General features: G+C 35.6%; 22 protein-coding genes. 14 read left to right on the top strand and 8 right to left on the bottom strand.

What is annotated here, in order from left to right:
- The first annotated feature begins 17 nt into the window (after nucleotides 1-17).
- Together AC5LXI_RS00110 and cgtA are read left to right on the top strand one after the other, a co-directional pair.
- Nucleotides 18-983: a DMT family transporter gene (locus AC5LXI_RS00110; protein ID WP_493443002.1), complete on the top strand. Its 966-nt coding sequence runs from the start codon at nucleotides 18-20 to the stop codon at nucleotides 981-983.
- Complete coding sequence (cgtA, locus tag AC5LXI_RS00105) at nucleotides 983-2,146, top strand: Obg family GTPase CgtA (protein WP_493443001.1); 1,164 nt, start codon at nucleotides 983-985, stop codon at nucleotides 2,144-2,146. The genes AC5LXI_RS00110 and cgtA overlap by 1 nt, the downstream gene beginning before the upstream one ends.
- Nucleotides 2,147-2,469: 323 nt before the next feature.
- Here the strand turns inward: cgtA and smrB are convergent, their stop codons facing one another.
- The gene (smrB, locus tag AC5LXI_RS00100) at nucleotides 2,470-3,015 is read right to left on the bottom strand and encodes an endonuclease SmrB (RefSeq protein ID WP_493443000.1); all 546 of its coding nucleotides are present in this window, start codon (nucleotides 3,013-3,015) and stop codon (nucleotides 2,470-2,472) included.
- A gap of 6 nt (nucleotides 3,016-3,021) precedes the next feature.
- On the bottom strand, nucleotides 3,022-3,660 hold the full coding sequence (nth, locus tag AC5LXI_RS00095; RefSeq protein ID WP_493442999.1) for an endonuclease III: 639 nt from the start codon (nucleotides 3,658-3,660) through the stop codon (nucleotides 3,022-3,024).
- 265 nt (nucleotides 3,661-3,925) lie between these two features.
- Between nth and putP the strand changes: the two genes are divergently transcribed.
- The 11 genes from putP to adk all read left to right on the top strand — a co-directional run bounded on the left by putP (nucleotide 3,926) and on the right by adk (nucleotide 15,014).
- Nucleotides 3,926-5,413: a sodium/proline symporter PutP gene (putP, locus tag AC5LXI_RS00090; RefSeq protein WP_493444324.1), complete on the top strand. Its 1,488-nt coding sequence runs from the start codon at nucleotides 3,926-3,928 to the stop codon at nucleotides 5,411-5,413.
- 49 nt (nucleotides 5,414-5,462) lie between these two features.
- Nucleotides 5,463-6,734: a tyrosine--tRNA ligase gene (gene tyrS / locus AC5LXI_RS00085; protein WP_493442998.1), complete on the top strand. Its 1,272-nt coding sequence runs from the start codon at nucleotides 5,463-5,465 to the stop codon at nucleotides 6,732-6,734.
- 4 nt (nucleotides 6,735-6,738) lie between these two features.
- Entirely contained in the window at nucleotides 6,739-7,605 is an 867-nt protein-coding gene (gene pdxY / locus AC5LXI_RS00080) for a pyridoxal kinase PdxY (protein ID WP_493442997.1), read from the top strand.
- A gap of 56 nt (nucleotides 7,606-7,661) precedes the next feature.
- Nucleotides 7,662-8,102 carry a helix-turn-helix domain-containing protein gene (locus tag AC5LXI_RS00075; protein ID WP_493442996.1) on the top strand — a complete coding sequence of 147 codons (441 nt, stop codon included), beginning with the start codon at nucleotides 7,662-7,664 and terminating at the stop codon, nucleotides 8,100-8,102.
- An 86-nt stretch (nucleotides 8,103-8,188) separates the two neighbouring features.
- Entirely contained in the window at nucleotides 8,189-9,298 is a 1,110-nt protein-coding gene (gene ispG, locus AC5LXI_RS00070; protein ID WP_493442995.1) for a flavodoxin-dependent (E)-4-hydroxy-3-methylbut-2-enyl-diphosphate synthase, read from the top strand.
- A 24-nt stretch (nucleotides 9,299-9,322) separates the two neighbouring features.
- Nucleotides 9,323-10,600, top strand: a complete 1,278-nt coding sequence (gene hisS / locus AC5LXI_RS00065) for a histidine--tRNA ligase (RefSeq protein ID WP_493442994.1) — start codon at nucleotides 9,323-9,325, stop codon at nucleotides 10,598-10,600.
- Between the two features lie 23 nt (nucleotides 10,601-10,623).
- Nucleotides 10,624-11,391 (top strand): YfgM family protein, encoded by a 768-nt coding sequence (locus AC5LXI_RS00060; protein ID WP_493442993.1) that lies wholly within the window; start codon nucleotides 10,624-10,626, stop codon nucleotides 11,389-11,391.
- A 26-nt stretch (nucleotides 11,392-11,417) separates the two neighbouring features.
- The gene (gene bamB / locus AC5LXI_RS00055; protein WP_493442992.1) at nucleotides 11,418-12,590 is read left to right on the top strand and encodes an outer membrane protein assembly factor BamB; all 1,173 of its coding nucleotides are present in this window, start codon (nucleotides 11,418-11,420) and stop codon (nucleotides 12,588-12,590) included.
- Nucleotides 12,591-12,608: 18 nt separating this feature from the next.
- Nucleotides 12,609-14,075, top strand: coding sequence for a ribosome biogenesis GTPase Der (gene der / locus AC5LXI_RS00050; protein WP_493442991.1), 1,467 nt, complete (start codon nucleotides 12,609-12,611; stop codon nucleotides 14,073-14,075).
- 3 nt (nucleotides 14,076-14,078) lie between these two features.
- Nucleotides 14,079-14,330 (top strand): YfgJ family double zinc ribbon protein, encoded by a 252-nt coding sequence (locus AC5LXI_RS00045; protein WP_493442990.1) that lies wholly within the window; start codon nucleotides 14,079-14,081, stop codon nucleotides 14,328-14,330.
- 39 nt (nucleotides 14,331-14,369) lie between these two features.
- Nucleotides 14,370-15,014: an adenylate kinase gene (gene adk, locus AC5LXI_RS00040; protein WP_493442989.1), complete on the top strand. Its 645-nt coding sequence runs from the start codon at nucleotides 14,370-14,372 to the stop codon at nucleotides 15,012-15,014.
- A 51-nt stretch (nucleotides 15,015-15,065) separates the two neighbouring features.
- On the opposite strand, the gene AC5LXI_RS00035 is transcribed toward adk, so the two are convergent.
- Both AC5LXI_RS00035 and ybeD read right to left on the bottom strand, forming a co-directional pair.
- Nucleotides 15,066-16,343 (bottom strand): bifunctional O-acetylhomoserine aminocarboxypropyltransferase/cysteine synthase, encoded by a 1,278-nt coding sequence (locus AC5LXI_RS00035; RefSeq protein WP_493442988.1) that lies wholly within the window; start codon nucleotides 16,341-16,343, stop codon nucleotides 15,066-15,068.
- 78 nt (nucleotides 16,344-16,421) lie between these two features.
- On the bottom strand, nucleotides 16,422-16,688 hold the full coding sequence (gene ybeD, locus AC5LXI_RS00030) for a DUF493 family protein YbeD (protein WP_065577848.1): 267 nt from the start codon (nucleotides 16,686-16,688) through the stop codon (nucleotides 16,422-16,424).
- 188 nt (nucleotides 16,689-16,876) lie between these two features.
- Here ybeD and gss point away from each other — a divergent pair, with 188 nt between their 5' ends.
- Nucleotides 16,877-18,784, top strand: a complete 1,908-nt coding sequence (gene gss / locus AC5LXI_RS00025) for a bifunctional glutathionylspermidine amidase/synthase (protein WP_493442987.1) — start codon at nucleotides 16,877-16,879, stop codon at nucleotides 18,782-18,784.
- Nucleotides 18,785-19,359: 575 nt separating this feature from the next.
- Here gss and gyrB read toward each other — a convergent pair.
- From gyrB to dnaA, 4 genes are read right to left on the bottom strand one after another with little or no spacing between them, the layout of a single operon-like run.
- Nucleotides 19,360-21,771 (bottom strand): DNA topoisomerase (ATP-hydrolyzing) subunit B, encoded by a 2,412-nt coding sequence (gyrB, locus tag AC5LXI_RS00020; protein ID WP_493442986.1) that lies wholly within the window; start codon nucleotides 21,769-21,771, stop codon nucleotides 19,360-19,362.
- A 42-nt stretch (nucleotides 21,772-21,813) separates the two neighbouring features.
- Entirely contained in the window at nucleotides 21,814-22,884 is a 1,071-nt protein-coding gene (gene recF, locus AC5LXI_RS00015; protein ID WP_493442985.1) for a DNA replication/repair protein RecF, read from the bottom strand.
- Between the two features lie 47 nt (nucleotides 22,885-22,931).
- Nucleotides 22,932-24,035: a DNA polymerase III subunit beta gene (gene dnaN / locus AC5LXI_RS00010; RefSeq protein ID WP_493442984.1), complete on the bottom strand. Its 1,104-nt coding sequence runs from the start codon at nucleotides 24,033-24,035 to the stop codon at nucleotides 22,932-22,934.
- Nucleotides 24,036-24,049: 14 nt separating this feature from the next.
- A complete protein-coding gene (gene dnaA, locus AC5LXI_RS00005) occupies nucleotides 24,050-25,405 on the bottom strand; it encodes a chromosomal replication initiator protein DnaA (RefSeq protein WP_493442983.1) in 1,356 nt (451 codons plus the stop codon).
- Between the last annotated feature and the right edge of the window lie 30 nt (nucleotides 25,406-25,435).

Below are 25,435 nucleotides of genomic sequence, written 5' to 3'. Positions count from 1 at the left end.
ATATAAAGTCATTCATTATGATAAAACAGCAAAATGTCAAGTTAGGTTTTGCACTAGCCATGTTAACCGCAGTGATGTGGGGACTTGTGCCAATTGCCATGAAATATGCATTAGTTGTTATTGATCCATTAACATTAGCTTGGTCTCGTTTAAGTATATCCGCAGTGGGCATCACACTTTGGCTCGCTTATAAAAAACAGTTTCCTAATTTAGCTATGTTCAAAAAACGTCGCCGTTTTATTTTATTGATGATAGCTGGATTTGGTTTATTAGGTAATTTTGCACTTTTTGCCACAGCTGTGCAGTATTTATCTGCAACTACAGCTCAAGTTGTTGGCCAAACCGGTATTGTTATATTTATGATTTCAAGTGCTTTTATTTTCAAGGAGAAATTAAGACCCACTCAAATTATTGGTATTACTATATTGTTAATTGGGTTAGGACTATTTTTCAATGAAAATCTAGCCGATCTTTTTGCTAATATGTCTTCATATGGTAAGGGGGTATGGTTGGCTTTATTAGCTTCGATTTCATGGGCATGTTATGCATTAGCACAGAAAGTATTATTAAGAAAATTACGTGCAGAACAGCTACTTTGGTTGATTTATCTTATATGTAGTATCTTTTTATGGCCACTAGCATCACCGACTAAAATTGCTAATGCTGATTTTAGTCAATTGTTTGCAATTATTTTTTGTGGTTTAAATACCATTATTGCATATGGTGCTTTAGTGATGGCAATGGAACGATGGCAAGCGGCGCAAGTAAGTGCTATAACAACATTAACTCCACTTTTTGCACTGATTTTTTCAGATCTATTTGCTTTACTATGGCCAGAAAAGTTTGCAATGCAATATTTAAATATTATAGGTTATATTGGCGCGGTATCTGTGGTGGCTGGTGCCATGTTTGCAACAGTTGGACACCATTTATGGCAACCAAGAAAGGGCTGGCTAATTAACCGCAATAAAGAGGACAAATAATGAAATTTGTAGATGAAGCTTCAATTCGCGTCGAAGCTGGTGACGGTGGTAATGGTTGTGTTGGTTTCCGCCGTGAGAAATATATACCTAAAGGTGGTCCAGATGGCGGTGATGGTGGAGATGGTGGTGATGTATTTTTTATTGCTGATGAAAATCTAAATACACTTGTTGATTTTCAATTTGAAAAAAACTATCGCGCTGAACGAGGTCAAAATGGCCAAGGTTCAGATTGTACCGGTAAACGCGGTAAAGATATTACCGTTAAAGTACCAGTTGGCACGCGTATAACTGATAAATATACCGGTGAAATTATTGGTGATCTCACTCATCATCAACAAAAAGTTCTGGTTGCTAAAGGTGGTTTTCATGGACTGGGTAATGCCCGTTTTAAATCCTCAGTCAACCGTGCGCCAAGACAAAAAACCGATGGTACGCCAGGTGAAAAACGCGATGTGTTATTGGAACTTTTATTACTGGCTGATGTTGGTATGCTTGGTTTACCTAATGCAGGTAAATCAACTTTTATTCGTAGCGTTTCAGCAGCAAAACCAAAGGTAGCTGATTATCCATTTACAACGTTAGTGCCTAGTTTAGGTGTGGTTAGAATGGATAATGAACAAAGTTTTGTGGTTGCCGATATCCCCGGGTTGATAGAAGGCGCATCAGATGGTGCAGGGCTTGGAATTCGTTTTTTAAAACACCTTGAACGTTGCCGTGTGTTAGTGCATTTAATTGATATTGCACCAATTGACGGTTCAGATCCGATTGAAAACGCCAAAGTTATCATCCAAGAATTACATCAATATAGTGAAAAGTTAGCCAATAAACCGCGTTGGTTAGTGTTTAATAAGATGGATGTATTAGGCAGTGAAGAAAGCGAAAAACGAGCAGCCGAGATTGCGCAAGCTTTAAATTGGGATGATAAATATTATGTTATCTCAGCGGTAAATCATGAAGGTGTAAAAGCACTATGCTGGGATTTGATGGAATATATCAATGCGCATCCTAGGGAGACGGAAGAGGACAATGCCTCTCCTGAAAAAGTAGAATTTATGTGGGATGATTACCATCAACAAGTGATGGATGATGCTTTGGATGACGATGATTTTGATGATTGGGATGAAAGTGATGAAGAAGGCGTCGAATTTATCTATCAAAAATAGAAATATCGTCAATTAGCTTTAATATTCCATTTATACCAAATATTTCAAAATAGCAGGATGATATTATCCTGCTCCTTCCTTGTCTATTGTTTATATAAAAACAATAAGTTAATATTATAGTGCTTTTCAAATTGCCAAGCTTTTGTCGTTTTTTTGAAAAAAGTCAAAAAATATCTTGCATTCAAGAATGAGAATGATTATCATTCAATTGTACTTTGTTAGAGCGTCGAAAGACTTCTGAAAAAGTATGACATTGCTCACATTGCTTCCAATGTTTGCCAGCTTAGTCAAAGCTGGCTTTTTTATTACTTAATTTTTAGAGATTATCTTAGATTAACTGATGGGTTATCGATATCAAATAAAACCAGTAATGCTGCAGTACCACCAAACTCTTTAGGCGCTTGATGAAAGCATATTACATGTGGATGTTGGGCTAACCACATTGGTGTTTGCTTTTTTAATATGTTTTTACCATGTCCATACATAATGCACGCGCAGTTGGCATTTTCTTTTAAACAAGCAGCAATCAAAGCAGCGATTTCTTTTTTCGCTTCTTGTTGAGTTAAACCATGTAAGTCTAAAAAGAATTCAGGTGTATAAAATCCACGGCGTAATTTTTTTAATTCATTGGGATCTGAATTTTCACGACTATAACGGATAGGATCTTCTTGTAATAGCGGTTGGTAATCATCAGAAAAGTAAAATTCATTATTTACTTTTTCATGTTGAATTTTTTGCTTTTCTATTAGTTTTTGAGATCGCTTTTGTGGTTTATGAATCACAGTATCTTGTTTAAGTTGTTTGGTTTTACCAATACTACTTTTAAATAAGTCTATGTCTTCATGATCTAATATAAATTTATTCGACATTGATTCTCACTCTGGATAAACTTTTTCTTTAAATTCACACAAATCTTCAATAACGCAAGAACCACAACGTGGCTTTCTAGCAATACAGGTATATCTACCGTGTAAAATTAACCAATGGTGACAATTTATTTTGTACTCTTTTGGTACTACTTTAAGTAATTTTTCTTCAACAGCTTCAACCGTTTTACCCGGAGCAAAGCCAGTTCGGTTACTTACCCTAAATATATGTGTATCGACAGCAATAGTTGGCCAACCAAACGCGGTATTTAAAACAACATTAGCTGTTTTTCTACCTACGCCAGGAAGAGCTATTAATGAATCAAAATTTTCAGGCACTTCACCTTGGTATTTATCAACCAAAATCTGACAAGTTTTGATGATATTTTCAGCTTTACTATTATATAAACCGATGGTTCGAATATAATCTTTTAATCTATTGACGCCTAACGCCAAAATTTGTTCAGCAGTGTTTGCAACCGCAAATAACGGTTTAGTTGCTTTATTAACACTAATATCGGTAGCTTGGGCTGAAAGTACAACAGCTATAAGTAACTCAAATGGAGTTTGATATACTAATTCTGTTGTCGGATCTTTAATATGCTCTTTTAGTCTTTCTAAAATTTGTATTCGAGTTGATTGTTTCACAATATATTATAAACATAAAATGGTTGGTTAATATTATATACTTTATTTATAATTTAACCGTAGGATATCTTTAGTTTTTATATAGGGTAAATCTATTGAAAATCTATCTATTTAAAAAATTATAAAATATTTTTACTAGGTGATTGGAATTATTTTTCTTTCTTTTGCATATTATATTGATCTGCAAAAATCGTCTGCTTTTTAGCATTCGCTTTTTATGGTAAGCTAGCCAACTATTTTTTAATTTCATCATTCAAGGTTTATTATTAAAATGTCATTACCAATGATTGTCACCTTTGCTGTTTACATATTAGGAATGATTGCTATCGGTTTCTTTGCATTTCGTGCAACCCGTAATTTTGGTGATTACATATTAGGTGGACGGCGTATCGGTAGTGTGGTGACGGCACTTTCTGCTGGCGCTTCTGATATGAGTGGCTGGTTATTAATGGGATTGCCAGGAGCGGTTTTTTTATTTGGTATTTCACAAAGTTGGATTGCAATTGGTTTAATAATTGGCGCTTACTTAAATTGGCTACTAATTGCCGGTAGGCTAAGAGTTTTTACTGAAATAAATCATAATTCATTAACTTTACCTGATTATTTTTCTCGTCGATTTGATGATAATAGTTCATTGTTACGAATTATTTCAGCGGTGATAATTTTAATCTTTTTCACAATTTATTGTGCTTCAGGCGTAGTTGCTGGCGCTAAATTATTTGAAAGCACATTTGGCCTTAGTTATGGCTGGGCAATGCTAGCTGGTGCGGGAGCGACAATTGCTTATACTTTTATCGGTGGTTTCTTAGCGGTAAGCTGGACCGATACAATTCAAGCTAGTTTAATGATGTTTGCTCTAATCTTAACGCCAATTATGGTTATGGTGAATGCCGGTGGTTTTACTGATGCAATGGCTAACATTCAATCATTAAATCCTGATTATACTAATATTTTTGCTCATATGGATTTGATTGCCATTATTTCATTGTTAGGTTGGGGACTTGGTTATTTTGGTCAACCACATATTTTAGCTAGATTTATGGCTGCTGATTCTCATGAAGTAATGAAAAATGCTCGTCGAATTAGTATGACATGGATGATTTTATGTTTAGCTGGCGCGATTACTGTTGGTTTTTTTGGTATTGCTTTTTTTGCTAATAACCCTAACTTAGTTTATTTAATTGATAATGGAAAACATGAACGTATTTTTATTGAATTATCTAAATTACTATTTAATCCTTGGATTGCTGGTATATTGCTTGCCGCTATTTTGGCAGCAGTAATGAGTACCTTAAGTTGTCAGTTATTGGTTTGTTCAAGTGCATTAACAGAAGATTTTTATCGTGCTTTTATCCGACCAAAGGCTAAGCAGCGAGAGTTGGTTTGGGTTGGCCGTATAATGGTATTATTAGTTTCAATTGTTGCTATATTACTCGCTATCAATCCAAATAATAGTGTACTTGACTTGGTTAGCCATGCTTGGGCTGGATTTGGTGCGGCATTTGGTCCTATTGTTGTATTTTCGGTTTTTTGGGTTCGAATGACGCGTAATGGTGCACTAGCTGGAATGATAACTGGCGCCATTACCGTTTTACTTTGGATTAATTTCAATTGGTTTAATTTATATTCACTAATTCCTGGTTTTTTATTTGCATCAATAGCGATAGTTATTTTTAGTTTATTAGATAAAAAGCCAAATGGAATAGTCGAAGAGCATTTTGAACAAGCGTACAAAAGATATCATAATAATTAACTGTAATTTAATAAAATAGAAATGTAACAAATTTAATAGGTAAAATATCATGACAAAAAATGTGATCAAACAACTACAAGAGCGTGGACTGATTGCTCAGCTCACTGATGAAAAAGCGTTAATGGAATTAATTGAACAAAATCCTATTGCGCTATATTGTGGTTTTGATCCAACAGCTGACAGTTTGCATCTTGGTCATTTAGTTCCATTACTTTGTTTAAAACGTTTTCAATTGGCTGGTCATAAACCAATTGCGTTAGTTGGTGGTGCAACAGGACTAATTGGTGATCCAAGTTTCAAAGCGGTTGAGCGTAAACTTAACACGGAAGATACCGTGATAGAGTGGAGTGAGAAAATCAAGCAACAAGTTTCACCGTTCTTGGATTTTACATGTAGTGATAACGCCGCTATTGTTGCCAACAACTATGATTGGTTTGGTGGCATGAATGTTTTATCTTTTTTACGTGATATTGGTAAATATTTTTCTGTTAATGCCATGATTAACAAGGAATCGGTTAAACAACGTATTGACCGCGATGAGTCAGGTATTTCATTTACTGAGTTCTCTTATAGTTTGTTACAGTCTTATGACTTTGCAAGTCTTAATAAAGCACATAATGTTGTATTACAAATTGGTGGTTCTGATCAGTGGGGTAATATTACTGCTGGTATCGATTTAACCCGTCGTTTACATCAGAAACAAGTTTATGGTTTGACTGTACCTTTAATTACCAAATCTGATGGAACCAAATTCGGTAAAACCGAAAGCGGTGCGGTATGGTTAGATCCGAAAAAGACTAGTCCATATAAATTTTACCAATTTTGGATTAATACAGCTGATGCTGATGTTTATCGCTTCCTTAAATTCTTTACTTTTATGTCATTGGAAGAAATTAATACATTGGAAGAAGAAGATAAGAATAGTGGCGTAGCGCCAAGAGCTCAATATGTGCTAGCTGAGCAAGTGACTCGTCTAGTTCATGGTGAAGAAGGTTTAACCGCGGCTAAACGTATCACTGAAAGTTTATTTTCAGGTAAATTAACTGATTTATCTGAGGCTGATTTAGAGCAACTAGCTCAAGATGGTATGCCAACTTTAACCGTTGAAGAAGATCTCGATTTACAACAAGCAATTGTTAATGCCGAGTTCGCACCGTCAAGAGGTCAGGCAAGAACCATGATTGAATCAAATGCTATTTCCGTTAATGGTCAACGTAACGCAACAACGGATTATCGTTTCTCAGATGGTGATAAACTCTTTAATCGTTATACCTTATTGCGTCGAGGTAAAAAATACTATTGCCTACTTATTTGGAGATGATTTCATGAAAAATATATTATCGATTCAGTCGCATGTTGTTTTCGGTCATGCGGGGAATAGTGCAGCAGTATTCCCTATGCGCCGTTTGGGGGTGAATGTTTGGCCGTTAAATACGGTTCAATTTTCCAATCATACTCAATATCATCAATGGACTGGAACGGTAATGCCAGCATCTCATTTAACCGATATTGCCGATGGAATTAATGCTATTGGCGAATTGCAACGCTGTAATGCCGTATTAAGTGGCTATATGGGCTCAGCAGAACAAGGTAATGCAATTATTGAAATTGTGAAAAAAGTAAAAGCTGAAAATCCAGAAGCAATTTATCTTTGTGATCCGGTAATGGGCCATCCTGAAAAAGGCTGCTTTGTCGCCCCCGGCGTATCAGAGTTTTTATGTAACACTGCTTTGCCTGTTGCAGATATCATGGCACCTAATATTTTAGAACTCGAGGAGCTTAATAGCAAACAAGTCATAAGTAATGTTAATGAAGCCGTTTTAGCATGCCGTGCAATTTGTCAAAAAGGGCCTAAAGCGATTTTAGTTAAGCATTTGAGTCGTGCAGGTTATCAAAAAGATCGTTTTGAAATGTTGCTTGTGACTCAAGATGAAGCTTGGCACATAGATCGTCCTTTAGTTGATTTTGGTGTTAAACAACCTGTAGGTGTTGGCGATATGACTAGTGGGTTGTTCTTAGCGAATATAATGCTTGGTAAATCGATGGTTGAAGCGTTAGAACATACTACTTCTGCGGTTTATGCGGTAATGCTTGAAACATTGAAACAAAATGAATATGAGTTACAATTAGTCGCTGCACAAAGTGAAATTGAAGCTCCAAAACAGTGGTTTAATGCAAAAAGGATTGATTAATTCCTAAAATAAGTAAAAATTATACAAGTTTACGGAGAGCAAAGTAAGTGGGAATTATGGAAAACAATATTTCGTTGGGTAAGATTCTTTCCGATTTAAGAGCTAATATGGGTTTAACTCAGAAAGATATTGCTGCTAAAATTTATATAAAAACGGAAATTATTTCAGAAATTGAAAATAACCAGTTAGTTCAAGCCCCTTTTGTTCTTGTTAAAGGTTACATTCAAACTTATGCAGAGATTGTTGGTTTACCAAATGAAGAATATCAACCCTACCTTGACGCATTAGCAAAACAATATTTAACAAAACAATCCGTTAAACTTAAATCAATAGATAATAAAAAGTATCACAATAAAAAGATTTTCTTTATTGTTTTATTCATATTAATTTGCTTATTAGGTATTGGGTTATATTACGCTACCGGTCAAACCAAAAATAATTATGTTGAAGTTAGTCATTATATTTCTCCAGGGCCTTCAGATCACGTTAACAGTTAGCAAATTTTCGAATTCACATACAGACATTTGCCTCAAATCTTGTTAAGATTGCGGCCTAGTTATTTTTTAATATGATTAGGCATCTTATGAGTCATCAAGAATCACCAATTATTAGGCGAGAATCTACCCGAATTTATGTGGGTGATGTACCTATTGGTGGTGGTGCTCCGATTGCTGTCCAATCAATGACGAATACTCGTACAACCGATGTGGAAAAAACAGTAGCTCAAATTCAGGCTCTTGAACGCGTTGGCGTTGATATTGTGCGAGTTTCTATTCCAACGATGGATGCTGCTGAAGCGTTTAAATTCATACGGCAGCAAGTAAAAGTACCATTAATTGCCGATATTCATTTTGATTATCGAATAGCTTTAAAAGTTGCTGAATATGGCGTTAATTGCCTAAGGATTAACCCCGGTAATATTGGTAATGAATCGCGAATTCGTTCGGTTGTTGATTGTGCTAAGGATAAGAATATTCCAATACGTATTGGTGTTAACTCTGGTTCGCTTGAAAAAGATATCCAAGAAAAGTATGGCGAACCAACTCCAGAAGCGATAATTGAGTCTGCGATGCGCCATGTGGATATTCTTGACCGACTTGATTTCGACCAATTTAAAGTAAGTGTTAAGGCGTCAGATGTTTTTACTGCAGTTGATTCATATCGATTATTGGCAAAACAAATTAAGCAGCCTTTACATTTGGGTATAACTGAAGCTGGCGGTGTTCGAAGTGGTGCTGTAAAATCAGCAATTGGGCTTGGTTTATTATTATCTGAAGGTATAGGTGATACATTAAGAGTTTCACTAGCAGCCGATCCAACCGAAGAAGTCAAAGTTGGATTTGATATTTTGAAATCATTACGCATCCGAGCTAGAGGAATTAATTTTATTGCTTGCCCAACTTGTTCTAGGCAAGAATTTGATGTGATTAATACCGTTAACGCGCTAGAGCAGCGACTTGAAGATATTATAACACCAATGGATGTTTCAATTATTGGCTGTGTTGTTAATGGTCCCGGCGAAGCCTTAGCATCCACTATGGGGGTCGCTGGTGGGCACAATAAAAGCGGTTTTTATGAAGATGGTGTGCGCATAGGTCGTATTGATAATGAACAAATGATAGATGAGTTGGAAGCAAAAATACGCGCTAAAGCCTTAATATTGAAAAACAGAATTGCAACGACTGAACTATAATCTTATTAGATAGAGAATAAAAAAATGACAGAAAAAAAAATCCAATCAATACGGGGAATGAATGACTTACTCCCGAGTGATAGTGCCACATGGCAACAAATTGAAAAAATTGTCAAAAGTGTACTAAATAGTTACGGTTATAATGAAATTAGAACACCAATTGTTGAAGATACCGCATTATTTAAACGTGCAGTTGGTGAAGTTACCGATATTGTTGAAAAAGAGATGTATACATTCAACAACCGTCATGATGAAAGTATTACTCTTCGCCCAGAAATTACAGCAGGTTGTGTTCGTGCTGGTATTGAACATGGTCTATTTTATAATCAAGAACAACGTTTATGGTATTTAGGACCGGCATTTCGTTATGAAAAACCACAAAAAGGGCGTTATCGTCAATTTCATCAATTTGGTGTTGAAGTCTTTGGCCTTGAAGGGCCTAATATTGATGCAGAGCTTATCTTATTAACTGCACGTTTTTGGAAAGCACTTGGTATTGAAGAACATACAACACTTGAACTTAATTCTATTGGTTCAGTTGAAGCAAGAGCAAATTACCGTAACGCATTAGTTAGCTTTTTGGAGCAACATAAAGATAAATTAGATGAAGACTGTTTGCGTAGAATGTATTCTAATCCATTACGTGTGTTGGATTCGAAAAATCCTGATGTTCAAGAATTACTTAACCAAGCACCAAAATTATTTGATTATTTAGATGAAGAATCTAAAAATCATTTTGATGGGTTATGTCATTTATTAGATAATGCTGGGATAAAATATAACATTAATCAAAGATTAGTTCGAGGCTTGGATTATTATAATCGAACTGTTTTTGAATGGGTTACTACTAACTTAGGCGCTCAAGGTACTGTTTGTGGGGGTGGGCGTTATGATGGTCTTGTTAGCCAGCTTGGCGGGCAACCAACTCCAGCAGTTGGTTTTGCCATGGGGGTTGAGCGTTTAGTTTTGCTTGTGCGAGCAGTTAATCCTTCATTAAATCGCGATAGTTCTATTGATGTTTATATGATATCTTCCGGTGATGATAAAACAACATCTGCCGCACAAAAAATGGCGGAAAAATTACGTGATGGTTTACCTAATAAGCGAATTGTTACAAATTATGGTAGTAGCAATTTTAAGAAACAATTTACCAAAGCTGACAAATTAGGTGCTAAAATAGCTGTAATTATTGGCGAAAATGAAATTGCCAATCAATCAGTAACGATTAAAAATTTACAAACAGGCGAACAAGTTGAAGTTGCACAAAAAGAGATTGTTCAAACTTGTTTAGCAATATTGTAAATTAAGGAAAATAGGAGAAAAACGTGAGTCATCAATTATCTGGCGAAGAACAAATTTCAGAGATAAAAGAATTTCTTGCTAAAAAGTGGAAAATCATTGTTGCAGTTATTGTAATTGGATTACTGGCTTTTTATGGCTGGCGTTATTGGCAATCTCACAAATTAGCAAAAACGATAGAATCTTCTGATCGATATGAACAATTAATTGCTAATTTAGACAAAAATAATCCAGATTCAGTAAATGAATTAGTCTCTTTCGCGGAAAGTGATGATACTATCTATAGTGTTTTTGCTAATTTAAAAGCGGCGAAATTTTATGTTGAAGAACTAAAAGATTATCCAAAAGCTGAAAAGTTACTCACTGATACATTAAGTAAAACCGATTCAGAAGTTATTAAATCAATCAGTTATATTCGTATTGCAAAAATACAATATCAACTTGAACGTTATCAAGATGCTTTAGTAACATTAAACAAAGTTACTGAAAAAAGTTGGACGCCGGTAGTTAATGATATTCGTGGTGATGCCTATATGAAGCTGAATAATTATGCTGAAGCCGTCGCTGCTTATAATATTGCATTAGTTCCTGATTCTGTTGATGAATCAGATAAAAATGTTGTTAAAGCTTCATTACCTACTGAACAGTTAGGTAAAAACATCAAAATGAAGTTAAATCAGGCTCAATATCTTAAAGATAAGCAACAAGCTGAACAAGAAGCTGAAGCAGCCAAAGAGGAAGCTAAGCAAGAAGTCGAAGCTAGAAAAAATGCTGCACAACAAAATAAAAATTAATTTATCCTGATATAAGGGTTTGTACAATGAAGTTATCAAAATATCTTTTTATTAGTGTTTTTATCTTTTCACTTGCTGGATGTTCATTGTTTGGTGGTGAAGAAGAGATTGTACAAGTTTCTCCTTCACCGACAGTAAGTAACCAATTTCAAATAAAAGAAGTATGGCGAAATAGTACATCAGGTAATACACGTATCTATTCATTATTAGGACCTATTAATTATGATAATGCTATTTATGTTGCTAGCCGAAGCGGGCAAGTTAAAGCTATTGATTTATCTAATGGTCATACAATATGGGACAAAAATTTATCAAAAAGTACATTATTTAGTAGCAAAACAGCGCTATTTTCTGGCGGTGTAAGTGCTGATGATAAATATGTTTATGTTGGTAGCGAACGTGCAGTTGTATATGCTTTAGATCGTAACGACGGTAGTGTTATTTGGGAAAAACCAGTTAAAGGTGAAGTACTTGCCCGCCCTGTTTCTTCCGAAGATAAACTCATTGTTTATACTGCTAGTGGTAATTTACAAGCTTTGAACCGTAATACCGGTGAAGATGTGTGGGATGTCATGCTTGAAGTTCCACCTCTTTCATTAAGAGGTAATTCAACTCCAACAATTGCACATGGTGCTGCTATACTTGGTGATGATACTGGTCATGTAAATGCTTACTACATAAATGATGGACAGTTGATTTGGCAACAAAGGATTTCACAACCAAGCGGTTCAACTGAAATCGCAAAATTAAATGATGTTGATTCAACACCTGTTATAGAAGGTAACTTAGCTTACGCAATTGGATATAATGGTAATGTTGTCGCACTTGACTTAAGTAATGGTCAAATTGTATGGCGTAAAGAGATGGGATCAACTCATAGCTTTGCGGTTGATACGCAACAATTATTTGTGGTAGATCAAGATGATAATGTACAAGCTGTCAGCAAAAATGGTGGCGCTGTATTATGGACTCAAGCTGATTTGTTACATCGTCAATTAACCGATCCTGTTATATATGAAAACTATATTGTTGTTGGTGACTTCGAAGGTTATTTATATTGGTTAAGTAAAGATAACGGTAATGTCGTTGCTAAAACACAAGTTAGTAGTAGTGGATTGATTTCGAAACCATTAGTTGTTGACAATAAAATTATTGTTCAAGCAAAAAATGGTGATATTTATGCATTCACAAAAAATTAAGGTAATTAGAGAATAAATATGGTACCTGTTGTCGCACTAGTTGGTCGTCCGAATGTAGGAAAGTCGACTTTATTTAATCGATTAACTCGAAGTCGGGACGCCTTAGTAGCTGATTTTCCGGGATTAACTCGTGACCGTAAGTACGGTCGAGCAGAAATCAAAGGACATGAATATATTGTCATTGATACTGGAGGTATTGATGGCACTGAAGATGGGGTTGAAACCTTTATGGCTGAACAATCCCTACAAGCAATAGAAGAAGCAGATATAGTACTTTTTTTAGTTGATGCAAGAGCAGGTACCATGCCTGCTGATCATGCGATTGCTAAGCATCTTCGATGTCGCGAAAAAGCAACATTTTTAGTTGCTAACAAAATTGATGGTATTGACGCTGATAGCGCAATTTCTGATTTTTATAGTTTAGGATTAGGTGACATACATCCGATTGCCGCCAGTCATGGTCGTGGGGTTAATGTGTTAATCGAAACGGTACTCGATCCTATTTTTCATTTTGTAAATGACCAAAATGAAGCCTTATCAGATGATGAACAATATGAAGAGCTTCCTGAATCTTATGATGATATTGAGGATGAAGCCGAGTCGCTCATCAATCAACCAATCAAAGTTGCCATTGTTGGTAGACCAAATGTTGGTAAGTCAACACTAACTAATCGGATTCTAGGTGAAGAAAGGGTTGTAGTTTATGACATGCCAGGTACAACACGTGACAGTATTTATATACCAATGACACGTGATGATCGTGAATATATCATGATTGATACTGCCGGTGTTCGTAAACGAGGTAAGGTAACCGAAACCGTTGAGAAATTCTCGGTTATTAAAACGCTGCAAGCAATAGAAGATGCTAACGTCGTAATTTTGGTCATTGATGCCCGAGAAGGTATTTCTGATCAAGATTTGTCTTTGCTTGGCTTTATTATTAATAGTGGGCGCTCACTGGTTATCGCAGTTAATAAATGGGATGGATTATCACAAGATATCAAAGAACAAGTGAAAACCACGTTAGATGATCGGCTTGATTTTATCGATTTTGCTCGTCTACACTTTATCTCTGCGCTTCATGGTAGTGGCGTAGGTAACCTATTTGATTCAATTCAAGAAGCATATGATTGTGCTACACGTCGTGTTAATACCGCATTATTAACTAAAATAATGCAAATGGCACAAGATGACCATCAACCACCATTGGTCAGAGGACGTCGTGTTAAATTAAAATATGCTCATGCCGGAGGTTATAACCCGCCAATTGTGGTTATTCATGGTAATCAAGTTGAAGATTTACCAGATTCTTACAAACGTTATTTAATGAATTATTTTAGACGTTCATTAAAAATTATGGGGTCGCCAATACGAATTCAATTCAAAGAAGGCGCTAATCCATTCGAAGGTCGAAAAAATAGTTTGACTGCTTCGCAACAACGTAAACGTCGCCGTTTAATGAAACATGTACGAGGTCGAAAATAACTTATGACAGAAACAAAGATGCTAGATGGTGGGCAAGAAGGTATTTGTCCTAAGTGTCATAATAGAATGGGTATTGTTTCGCCACAACATTATGATTGTCCTCATTGCCAACAGCATTATCAAGAACAGTATATTTGCCCAATTTGCCGACAAAATGCGCAAATGGTTAAAGGCTGTGGCGCTATTAACTATATTTGTCACACTGATGGCTTAATTTCCAGCAGTAAAGTGATATTTCATTATTTACCAGAATAGAAAATTGTATCTATATTTAAAGCCATAAGAGGTTATTTTATGCGAATTATTTTATTAGGCGCACCGGGAGCAGGAAAAGGAACCCAAGCACAATTTATTATGCAACAATACGGAATTCCGCAAATTTCAACTGGCGATATGTTGCGTGCAGCAGTAAAAGCAGGAAGTCCATTAGGTCTACAAGCAAAAGAGCTTATGGATCATGGTAAGCTTGTTACTGATGAGTTAGTTATTGCATTAGTTAAAGAGCGTATTGCGCAAAGCGATTGTAAAAATGGCTTTTTATTAGATGGTTTTCCTCGTACTGTGCCGCAAGCAGATGCAATGAAAGAAGCGGGTATCGATGTTGATTATGTCCTTGAGTTTGATGTACCTGATGAAGTGATTATTGATCGTATGAGTGGTCGTCGTATTCATGCAAGCTCAGGACGTGTATACCATGTTCGTCATAATCCACCAAAAGTTGAAAATATTGATGATGTAACTGGCGAACCATTAACAATTCGTAAAGATGATAGTGAAGAAATCGTTCGTAAACGTCTTGTTGAATATCATGATTTAACCAAACCGTTAGTCAATTATTATCAACATGAAGCCAAAGAAGGTCGAACTCAATATTTCCGTATTGATGGGACACAAGCTGTTTCCGCTGTGACCAATGAATTGACTAAAATTTTAGGCTAATTGCTATTAAGAGGGATGATAGACTTTTCATCCCTCATCTTATTCAATCTATTATTTTGCTAACTTAAGTGCTTGTTCTAAATCAGCAATAATATCATCAATATGTTCAATGCCAATTGATAGGCGTATCATTTCTTGACTTACTCCAGCCTTTTGCAATTCCTCATCATTAAGTTGTCGATGGGTAGTTGATGCCGGATGACAAGCTAATGAGCGGGTATCACCAATATTAACTAAACGAATAATCAATTTCAGGGCATCGATAAATTTAGCTCCAGCTTGTTTACCTCCTTTGATACCAAAGGACAAAATGCCAGCAGGTAAACCATTGTCCATCTGTTTTACAGCTAAATGATGTTCAGGATGATTAGCCAACCCTGCATAATTGACCCATTCAACTTGAGGATGCGTAACCAAATAATTGGCGACCTTAATGGTATTTTGGCAGTGTCGCTCAATGCGTAAAGAGAGTGTTTCAAGACCTTGTAATAATAAAAAGGTATTAAATGGTGATAAAGCTGCTCCCATGTTACGCAGTGGTATTACTCGGCAACGAGCAATATAGGCTGCCTCTCCAAAGCTTTGAGTATATGAAACACCATGATAAGAAGGATCGGGTTGATTGAGCATTGGATACTTATCTGCATGATCTTTCCAAGGAAATCTACCTGAGTCAACAATCATTCCGCCTAAACTATTACCATGCCCACCAATATATTTAGTTAATGAATGTACCACTATATCAGCACCAAATTCAAATGGTCGGCAAAGCGCAGGGCTGGCAACTGTATTATCAACAATTAATGGAATTCCATGACGATGGGCAATATCAGCCAGTGCTGCTAAATCAACAATATTACCGGCTGGATTACCGATACTTTCACAGTAAATGGCTTTAGTTTTGTCATCAATTTGCTTTTCAATCGCATTTAAATCATTGTGTGGTGCAAATTTTGTTGTGATACCGAAATTAGGCAAGGTATGAGCCAATAAGTTATAGGTGCCACCATAGAGTTTGGAAACCGATACAATATTTTCACCAGCAAATGTAATGGCTTGTATAGCATAAGTAATTGCTGCCATTCCAGAAGCTACCGCTAATGCTCCTATACCACCTTCTAGTGCGGCAATACGCGCTTCAAGTACGGCATTAGTTGGATTGGTTATACGTGTATAGATGTTTCCAGCAACTTTTAAATCAAATAAATCGGCACCATGCTGGGTGTCATCGAATGCATAAGATGTGGTTTGATAGATCGGAACGGCGACGGCATGAGTTGTTGATTCAGGGATATAGCCTGTGTGCAAAGCGATCGTTTCTGGTTTCATGTTAGAGCCTCATATTTACAATTATTTTTCAACTATAAGGCTCTTATTTTGTGCAAAAATTTATCGAAAAGTAAAGGATTATAAAACCATTCTTACGATATCGATTTCACCTAATTCTTTGTATAGATTTTCTACCTGATCAATATGGGTTGCATTAATTGTAATGGATACTGAATGATAATTACCTTTACTACTTGGTTTTATCGACGGCGTATAATCCCCAGGTGCATGACGTTGAATCACAGATACTACTTTATCAACTAGTTCTGGTTTTGCTTCACCCATTACTTTATAAGTGAAAGAACAAGGGAAATCTAATAATTCATTTAATTTTGTTTGTTGCATAATAGTCTTTTTCTCGTTTTGTCAATATAACTACTAACGTTAGCAAATATATATAGTCAGTTTATTATTCTTCAAGCCATAAACAATAAACATCACTTTTTAAAGCTAATAATTTGATCTATGATAAACAAATTCTAACATAGCTTAGTAAAACCTACCTTACTATTATTATAAAAGGCTAAAAAAACATGTTATCCCAATCTACTAGTAAAGAACCTTTTGGTACATTACTTGGTTATGCACCGGGTGGTGTAGCAATTTATTCATCTGATTATGAAAATTTAGATCCTGAGCAATTTCCTAATGATGCTTCATTTCGTAGCTATTCTGGTCATGAATATATGGGGTATAAGTGGCAATGTGTTGAATTTGCTAGAAGATTTCTATTTTTAAATTATGGGATTGTGTTTACCGATGTTGGTATGGCACATGAGATTTTTTCGTTAAGATTTCTTCGTCAGGTCATCAACGAAGCCATTTTACCATTACAAGCTTTTGCTAACGGTAGCAAAAAAATGCCAGAAGCAGGCGCATTGTTGATATGGGATGATGGCGGTATGTTTGATAGAACTGGCCATGTTGCCATTATTACCGAAGTTTTTGACAATAAAATTCGAATTGCCGAACAAAATGTTGTCCATACTCGACTTCCTATTGGCCAACAATGGACTCGCGAGTTAGACATGACAGTATCTGATGATGGTTATTATTTACACGATACTTTTGACGATACTAAAATTTTAGGTTGGATGATACAAACTGACAATACACTTCACAGTTTACCGCAACCTAATGCTGATAAACACTTACTTGATATCCATAGTGTACATATTAAAAATTATGGTCAATTTGATGGTAAATGGTTAGATGAAAACGATCCTTTAGAAAGTGCTTATGTGTCAGCAACTGGTCATGCCATTAGCCATGATGATCAGTATCGCTATTTCACTATTTCTGAAAGTGCTGAACAAGAACTTATTCGTGCCACAAACGAGCTCCATTTAATGTATTTGCATGCGACAGATAAAGTGTTAAAAGATGATAATTTGCTATGTAATTTCAATATTCCTGAAATTCTTTGGCCGAGGCTTAGATTATCTTGGCAACAACGTCGTTATCAAATGATCACTGGTCGATTAGACTTTTGTATGGATGAACGAGGTTTCAAAGTTTATGAATATAATGCTGATTCGGCATCATGTCATACCGAAGCTGGCAAAATTTTGGAAAATTGGGCAATACAAGCCGAGTTAAATGTTGGGGTAAATCCGAGTGCTGGATTGCTTAATGCATTGGCTAACTGTTGGAAGCATAGCGACGCAAAAGCGTTTGTCCACATTATGCAAGATAATGACAGTGAGGAAAATTATCACGCATTATTTATGCAAAAGGCCCTAACCCAAGCTGGATTTAAAAGCAAAATCTTACGCGGGCTAACAGGACTTAGATGGGATAAAAGAGGGCGTTTAGTTGATGATGACGATCGTCAAGTTACCTGTGTTTGGAAAACCTGGGCATGGGAAACTGTACTTGAACAATTACGCCAAGAAACTGAGGCGCAAATCGCTGGATTACCGATTCGAACATGGCATCCTGAAAATGCGGTTAGATTAATTGATGTATTACTTCGCCCAGAAGTTTCGGTTTTTGAGCCCTTATGGACGGTAATTCCAAGTAATAAAGCTATTTTACCTGTACTGTGGTCTTTATTTCCAAACCATCGTTATCTGCTGGAATCTACATTTCAACTCAATGACAATTTAATCAAAAAAGGTTATGCAATTAAGCCTATTGCCGGGCGTCGAGGTAGTGATATTGAGTTAGTTGGTAGTCATGAACAAGTGTTGGACAAAACGGTTGGTCGATTTGCAAAACAAGAAAATATTTATCAAGAACTGTGGTGTTTACCCAAAGTTGATGATCGTTATTTGCAAGTTTGTACTTTTACTGTTGGCGGCCATTATGGTGGCGCATGTTTACGTTCGGATCCTTCTTTGGTTATAAAAGGCGAAAGTGATATGCAACCACTGCGCGTGTTAACCGATGCAGAATTTTTAAAAGAAATTCCAAAAGAAGTTGAGGAACAGGGTTTTTGAGTCCTAATTTGACAAGTTAGTTATTTGATTTATTGATTATAAATGGTCTCATCCAGCATTTTATATATTCAATAATTATAATTTAATTGTCTTTAGGTTACTAAAGATGATAGAAATCATATTATATTTGGAGTTGACAACGATATTCTTTTGAAGTGGTGATATAAAAAACTTAAAAGTGCTTGAGCATAATGACAAAGTGGCTGTGATTGAGAATATGCAAACTATTGATTGTGTGTTTAGTTCTATTTTCTATGTGATTACCATTACTGCATTTATTTGTCTTCTAGCTAATCATATTGCAGCAAAAAAACTCGTTTAAAAATAAATATCGTAGATATTGCTGGCGAACATAAAATAGACTGTATTGCTAATGCTACAGGGGGGAAAAGTATATATTTCACAAAGTCCTAACGATATGATTAGGCAGAAGAATAAAACTGTTTCAGATTTAAAAATTAATAGGCCCGTTTGTATGTGAATAAATAAATCATTATATAGTAACTTTTTAATATTTATTAATAAAATAGTTAAAAAAACCAGACATTATGTCTGGTTTTTTATCAGAAAATCAATTAAAAGTCCAAATTAGCAGCTTTTAAGGCATTTTCTTCAATAAATAGTCTACGAGGTTCAACTTCATCGCCCATTAATGTAGTAAACAATTGATCTGCTTCAATGGCATCTTTAATGGTAACTTGTAACATTCTTCGACTTGTTGGGTCCATGGTAGTTTCCCATAATTGTTCTGGGTTCATTTCACCTAGACCTTTATAACGTTGGATTGTTAATCCACGACGAGATTCACGAATTAACCAATCAACCGCATCCTCAAATGAACTAACCGGTTGTTTTCTCTCACCGCGTTGTATAAATGCGCCTTCCTCAAGCAAATCTTTCAATTGTGAACCTAAATGGCAGATGTTTCGATATTCATTACTATGAATAAATACTTGATCCAGCGCGTAATTGGTATCAACACCGTGTGTTCTTACTTTTATAACCGGTATGTATAACGCTGCTTTCTCGTTGTAATCGGCACTATAAAGATAGGTACTACCATGTTGTTCCTTACTAGATAGTTTATCAACAATAGATTTTGCCCAGTTTTCAGCTTTTTGTTGATCTTTTAAGATATTCTCATCCAATACATCTTGGTATATTAATTCAGATAATAAAGCTTTAGGATAACGGCGTTCCATTTTAGTAATTAATTTTTCGACTTTCTGATATTCGGCAATTAATTTTTCTAGAGCTTCACCTGCTAAAGCTGGAGCATGATCATTCACATGTAATGATGCATCTTCTAATGCCAAAGCAATTTGGAATTGTGTCATTGCATCGTCATCTTTAATATATTGTTCTTGTTTGCCTTTTTTAACTTTATAAAGTGGTGGTTGTGCGATATAAACATAACCTCGTTCAATAATCTCAGGCATTTGACGGTAGAAGAAAGTTAACAATAAAGTTCTAATATGCGAGCCATCAACATCTGCATCGGTCATGATGATAATGCTATGATAACGCATTTTATCTGGATTATATTCATCTCGACCAATACCACAACCTAGTGCAGTAATTAATGTCGCCACTTCTTGAGAGGAGAGCATTTTGTCAAAACGAGCTTTTTCAACATTTAGGATCTTACCTTTTAACGGTAAAATTGCTTGATTTCTACGGTTACGCCCTTGCTTTGCTGAGCCACCCGCAGAGTCTCCTTCCACTAGGTAAAGCTCCGATAATGCTGGATCTTTTTCTTGGCAATCAGCAAGTTTACCTGGTAAACCACCTAAGTCCAAAGCACCCTTACGGCGAGTCATTTCGCGTGCTTTTCTTGCGGCCTCACGAGCTCTGGCCGCATCAATAATTTTACCCACCACAATTTTGGCATCAGATGGGTTTTCAAGTAGATACTCAGCTAATTTTTCCCCCATTACTGATTCAACTGCAGATTTAACTTCAGATGAAACTAATTTATCTTTGGTTTGTGATGAAAATTTAGGGTCTGGTACTTTGACTGATACTACCGCAATTAGCCCTTCACGTGCATCATCACCTGTAGCACTGATTTTCGCCTTTTTGCTATAGCCTTCGGTTTCCATGTAGTTATTTAATGTACGAGTCATTGCACCACGAAAACCAGCTAAGTGAGTGCCCCCATCGCGTTGAGGTATGTTATTGGTAAAGCAATAAATATTTTCTTGATAACCATCATTCCATTGTAGTGCAACTTCGACGCCAATATTATCTTTCTCAGTACTAAAATAAAAAATCTTTGGATGGATTGGATTTTTATTTTTATTTAAATATTCAACAAATGCTTGAATACCACCTTCGTAATGGTAGTGTTCACTTTTACCTGTACGTTCATCGATGAGTTTAATTGAAACACCAGAATTTAAGAATGATAGTTCGCGTAATCTTTTTGCTAGATGATCGTATACAAATTCAATATTAGAAAAAGTTTCTGGGCTTGGCCAAAAACGGACATAAGTACCTGATTCAGTCGTTTCACCAATAATTTTGAGCGGTTCTTCTGGAACTCCCAAATGATAAATTTGTTTATGAATTTTACCTTCACGATAAATGACTAATTCTAATTTATCTGATAATGCATTGACGACTGAAACACCAACGCCATGTAGACCACCAGATACTTTGTAAGAATTATCATCAAATTTACCACCAGCATGTAAAACAGTCATAATAACTTCTGCGGCGGAAATGCCTTCTTCTTCGTGAATACCAGTAGGTATCCCTCGACCATCATCTCGCACAGAAACGGAGTTATCAGGATGAATTGTAACCTCAATATGGTGACAATAACCAGCTAATGCTTCATCAATGGCATTATCAACCACTTCAAAAACCATATGATGAAGCCCTGTTCCATCATCAGTATCACCAATATACATACCAGGGCGTTTTCGGACAGCATCAAGCCCTTTAAGTACTTTAATGCTGGAAGAATCATAAGAGTTAGACATGGATTTCTCGATTTATTTGATTATTTATATCATTTTGTATATTTAAGAGATTATACCAGAATTTATGTGAAAAATCTTATCATTTTCATCGATCATGTGGGTTATTTGCTCTTGATTAACCGCTGTAATAAAAACTTGAGAATGAGCAGATTTTAATCGTTTTGCTAGTAAGTTACGTTTATTTTTGTCCAGCTCAGAAGCAAAGTCATCAATTAAATAAATACATGATTGCCCCGTTTTTTCTGAAAAATATTCGCCTTGTGACAAACGTAATGCACACATGAGTAATTTTAATTGTCCGCGAGATAATAAATCTTCGACAGGAATATTATCTATTCGTAACTTTAAATCTGCCTTATGTGGACCTTGTGAGGTATAACTAATAAACTTATCTCTTTCAAATTGCCTATATAATATATCTGAATAATTGATGCCATGTTCCCAACCTTGGTAATATTGGCAGTTAAGTTGGTATTCTGGTAGAAAATCATGACAAGTTTCTATAATTTGAGGAAATATATTTTGGCTATAGTCAGCTCTAATCTGACTTATTTTTTCAGCAATTGGTGCAAGTTCTTTATCCCAAGGTAATAATTGATTATAGTTTGATGACTGCCTTAATAAGGCATTACGCTGTTTAAAAAGGCGTTTTAAGTTATTCCAAAGTGCTACAAATTCAGGATAGTGATGAAAACAACCCCAATCTATAAAAGAGCGGCGATATTTAGGCCCTCCAGTAAGTAAATCAAATCCTTCTGGTGTAATAAGTTGAATTGGTAATAACTTTGCTAAATCAGTTAAGCGAAATCCCTCATCTCCATCAATTTTTATCGTATTATCGTTATGACGGGTTTTTGATAAACCTATAGTTCTAGTTTGTTGTGAAGATTCAATTTGGCTAAATAATATTAATTCAGGTTTTTCATGTTGTATTATTCGGTTAGATTGAATATGCCTAAAGGCTCGACCATGGCCAAGCATATAAATTGCTTCAAGCAGGCTGGTTTTTCCACTACCATTATCACCAACTATATAATTGAAATGATTCGATAATGTTAATTGAGCATAAGCAATGTTTCGAAAGTGATGAATTTTGATTTGAGAAAGTATCATGCTGGTAAAGTTGCCGGCCGAAGCCGGAAGTTTTAAATGATCGTCAATTATAAGCGCATAGGCATAACAACATAAGTTGCAGATTGGTTGTTGATATCTTCAATTTGCACACTTGAAGTGGCATCAGTTAATAATAATTGTACGCTATCACATTTTAGTGTGTTTAGTATATCCAATAAATAAGTTACATTAAAACCAATCTCAAGTTCTTGAGATTCATATTTTACATCAATCACTTCTTCTGCTTCTTCTTGTTCTGGATTGTTTGCGGTAATTTTTATCTGATTACTATGTACATATAATCTTATGCCGCGAAATTTTTCATTTGAAAGAATCGCAACTCGCGATAAGGCATTTCTAAGTTCTTCACATGATACTTCAAGTGGTTTATCAGGGTTACGAGGCATTACACGTTTATAATCTGGGAATTTTCCATCAATGAGTTTTGAAGTAAAGGTAAAATCACCAAGACTTACACGTAAGTTATTGTTACCAATTTGCATATTAACAAGCTCATCGTTATCACCAACAAGTTTTGCAAGCTCAATTACGCCTTTCCTTGGTAAAATTACTGAACAGGTTTCTGATATATTTTGACCAACAGGTTGAGCACATACGGCTAGGCGATGTCCATCAGTTGCAACTGTTTTTAATAATCCATCTTCAATTTCGAATAGCATACCATTTAAATAATATCTAACATCTTGGTTCGCCATTGAAAATTGCACTGCATCAATAAGTCGTTTGATTGTTTTTTGCGGTATAAAAAGTTCAACATCACTTTGCCAATTTTCTAAATTAGGGAAATCTGACGCAGGTAGTGTAGATAAAGAAAATTTACTTCGACCTGATTGAATAATCAATCGATTATCGTCAATGCTTATCAATATTTGCGCATCATTAGGAAGATTTCGACAGATATCAAGAAACTTTCTAGCTGGCACTGTCGTTGCACCTGCTTCACAAGGTTCGGTTAGAGGAATGTGAGAGATCATTTCAATTTCCAAATCCGTCCCTGTCATTGATAGTGTGTTTTCACTCACCTGCAATAATAAATTACCTAAAATAGGTAGGGTAGGGCGACTACCTAGTGGTGCACTAACAAGTTGCAATGGTTTGATAAGTTTTTCACGATCTATAGTAAATTTCATAGTATTAATTCTTTTTAAGTTGATAATGTTCGAATTAAATTGGAATAATCCTCTTTAATATCATTGCTTTCTTCTTTTAGTTCTGCGATTTTTCGGCATGCATGTAATACAGTTGTATGATCTCTTCCACCAAAACCATCACCGATTTCCGGCAAGCTTTTATTGGTGAGCTCTTTCGCCAATGCCATTGCTACTTGTCTTGGCCTTGCAACAGAACGAGATCGACGTTTAGATAATAAGTCAGAGACTTTAATTTTATAATATTCAGCAACCGTTTTTTGAATATTTTCAATAGTAACCAATTTTTCTTGTAAGGCAAGTAAATCTTTTAAAGCATCTTTGACAAAATCAATAGTGATAGATTTTCCTGTAAAATTAGCATTGGCAATAACCCGATTAAGTGCTCCTTCTAATTCTCGCACATTTGAGCGTAATCGTTTAGCAATGAAAAAAGCGACCTCTTCAGGTAGTTTAATTTTGTTTTCTTCGGCTTTTTTCATCAAAATAGCAACTCGAGTCTCAAGTTCGGGTGGTTCAATAGCAATGGTTAATCCCCAACCAAATCTCGATTTTAAGCGATCTTCAACGCCATCAATTTCTTTAGGATAACGATCAGATGTTAGGATGATTTGTTGATTACCTTCTAATAATGAGTTAAATGTATGGAAGAACTCTTCTTGGGAACGCTCTTTATTTGCAAAAAATTGGATATCGTCAATAAGTAGAGCATCAACAGAACGATAATAATTTTTAAACTCTTCAATAGCATTATTTTGTAACGCTTTTACCATGTCTTGAACGAATCGTTCTGAATGCATATAAACAACTTTGGCGTTAGCTTTACTCGCCATAATCTCATTGCCAACTGCATGTAATAAGTGAGTTTTACCTAAACCTGTTGAGCCATATAAAAAAAGAGGATTATATGCTTTGCCTGGATTTTCGGCTACTTGTTTAGCCGCTGCAACAGCAAGTTGATTAGATTTACCTTCAACAAAGCTATTGAAAGTGTATTTATGGTTAATACCTGAATAATAAGTGTGGTTATTACTCTCTTTTGTTGTCTTCCAAGAAGGCATAACATCAGATTTAGATTGGTTGACCTCGGATTTTTTCTCTACAGATACAGTTGAACCGACTTCCAAAGATAATTTTAATGAATCATTATCTAACAAATTATTCAATAATTGAGAAATAGTTGTTAAATATTTATTTTTCACCCAATCTAATACAAATCTGTTTGGCGCATAAATATAGAGTTTGTTCTCAACCATCTCTACTTGTAACGGTCGAATCCAGAGGTTGAATTCTGTTGTAGGAAGCGATTCTTGTAATTGAGAAAGACAATCTTGCCAAATCGAGGTAGACACGGCTACTCCTTTTACTTGGGATACTAACAA

This window comes from Gilliamella sp. LMG 34361, assembly GCF_984569075.1.
Note: the sequence above shows the minus strand (reverse complement) of the source record. Positions and strands in the feature narration are given on the sequence as shown.

What these genes read in the sequence shown, in the direction of transcription:
- AC5LXI_RS00110 (WP_493443002.1), top strand. Translation starts at nt 18, where the DNA reads ATGATAAAACAGCAAAATGTCAAGTTAGGTTTTGCACTAGCCATGTTA.
- cgtA (WP_493443001.1), top strand. Translation starts at nt 983, where the DNA reads ATGAAATTTGTAGATGAAGCTTCAATTCGCGTCGAAGCTGGTGACGGT.
- smrB (WP_493443000.1), bottom strand. Translation starts at nt 3,015, where the DNA reads ATGTCGAATAAATTTATATTAGATCATGAAGACATAGACTTATTTAAA.
- tyrS (WP_493442998.1), top strand. Translation starts at nt 5,463, where the DNA reads ATGACAAAAAATGTGATCAAACAACTACAAGAGCGTGGACTGATTGCT.
- pdxY (WP_493442997.1), top strand. Translation starts at nt 6,739, where the DNA reads ATGAAAAATATATTATCGATTCAGTCGCATGTTGTTTTCGGTCATGCG.
- AC5LXI_RS00075 (WP_493442996.1), top strand. Translation starts at nt 7,662, where the DNA reads ATGGAAAACAATATTTCGTTGGGTAAGATTCTTTCCGATTTAAGAGCT.
- ispG (WP_493442995.1), top strand. Translation starts at nt 8,189, where the DNA reads ATGAGTCATCAAGAATCACCAATTATTAGGCGAGAATCTACCCGAATT.
- hisS (WP_493442994.1), top strand. Translation starts at nt 9,323, where the DNA reads ATGACAGAAAAAAAAATCCAATCAATACGGGGAATGAATGACTTACTC.
- bamB (WP_493442992.1), top strand. Translation starts at nt 11,418, where the DNA reads ATGAAGTTATCAAAATATCTTTTTATTAGTGTTTTTATCTTTTCACTT.
- der (WP_493442991.1), top strand. Translation starts at nt 12,609, where the DNA reads ATGGTACCTGTTGTCGCACTAGTTGGTCGTCCGAATGTAGGAAAGTCG.
- AC5LXI_RS00045 (WP_493442990.1), top strand. Translation starts at nt 14,079, where the DNA reads ATGACAGAAACAAAGATGCTAGATGGTGGGCAAGAAGGTATTTGTCCT.
- adk (WP_493442989.1), top strand. Translation starts at nt 14,370, where the DNA reads ATGCGAATTATTTTATTAGGCGCACCGGGAGCAGGAAAAGGAACCCAA.
- AC5LXI_RS00035 (WP_493442988.1), bottom strand. Translation starts at nt 16,343, where the DNA reads ATGAAACCAGAAACGATCGCTTTGCACACAGGCTATATCCCTGAATCA.
- ybeD (WP_065577848.1), bottom strand. Translation starts at nt 16,688, where the DNA reads ATGCAACAAACAAAATTAAATGAATTATTAGATTTCCCTTGTTCTTTC.
- gss (WP_493442987.1), top strand. Translation starts at nt 16,877, where the DNA reads ATGTTATCCCAATCTACTAGTAAAGAACCTTTTGGTACATTACTTGGT.
- gyrB (WP_493442986.1), bottom strand. Translation starts at nt 21,771, where the DNA reads ATGTCTAACTCTTATGATTCTTCCAGCATTAAAGTACTTAAAGGGCTT.
- recF (WP_493442985.1), bottom strand. Translation starts at nt 22,884, where the DNA reads ATGATACTTTCTCAAATCAAAATTCATCACTTTCGAAACATTGCTTAT.
- dnaN (WP_493442984.1), bottom strand. Translation starts at nt 24,035, where the DNA reads ATGAAATTTACTATAGATCGTGAAAAACTTATCAAACCATTGCAACTT.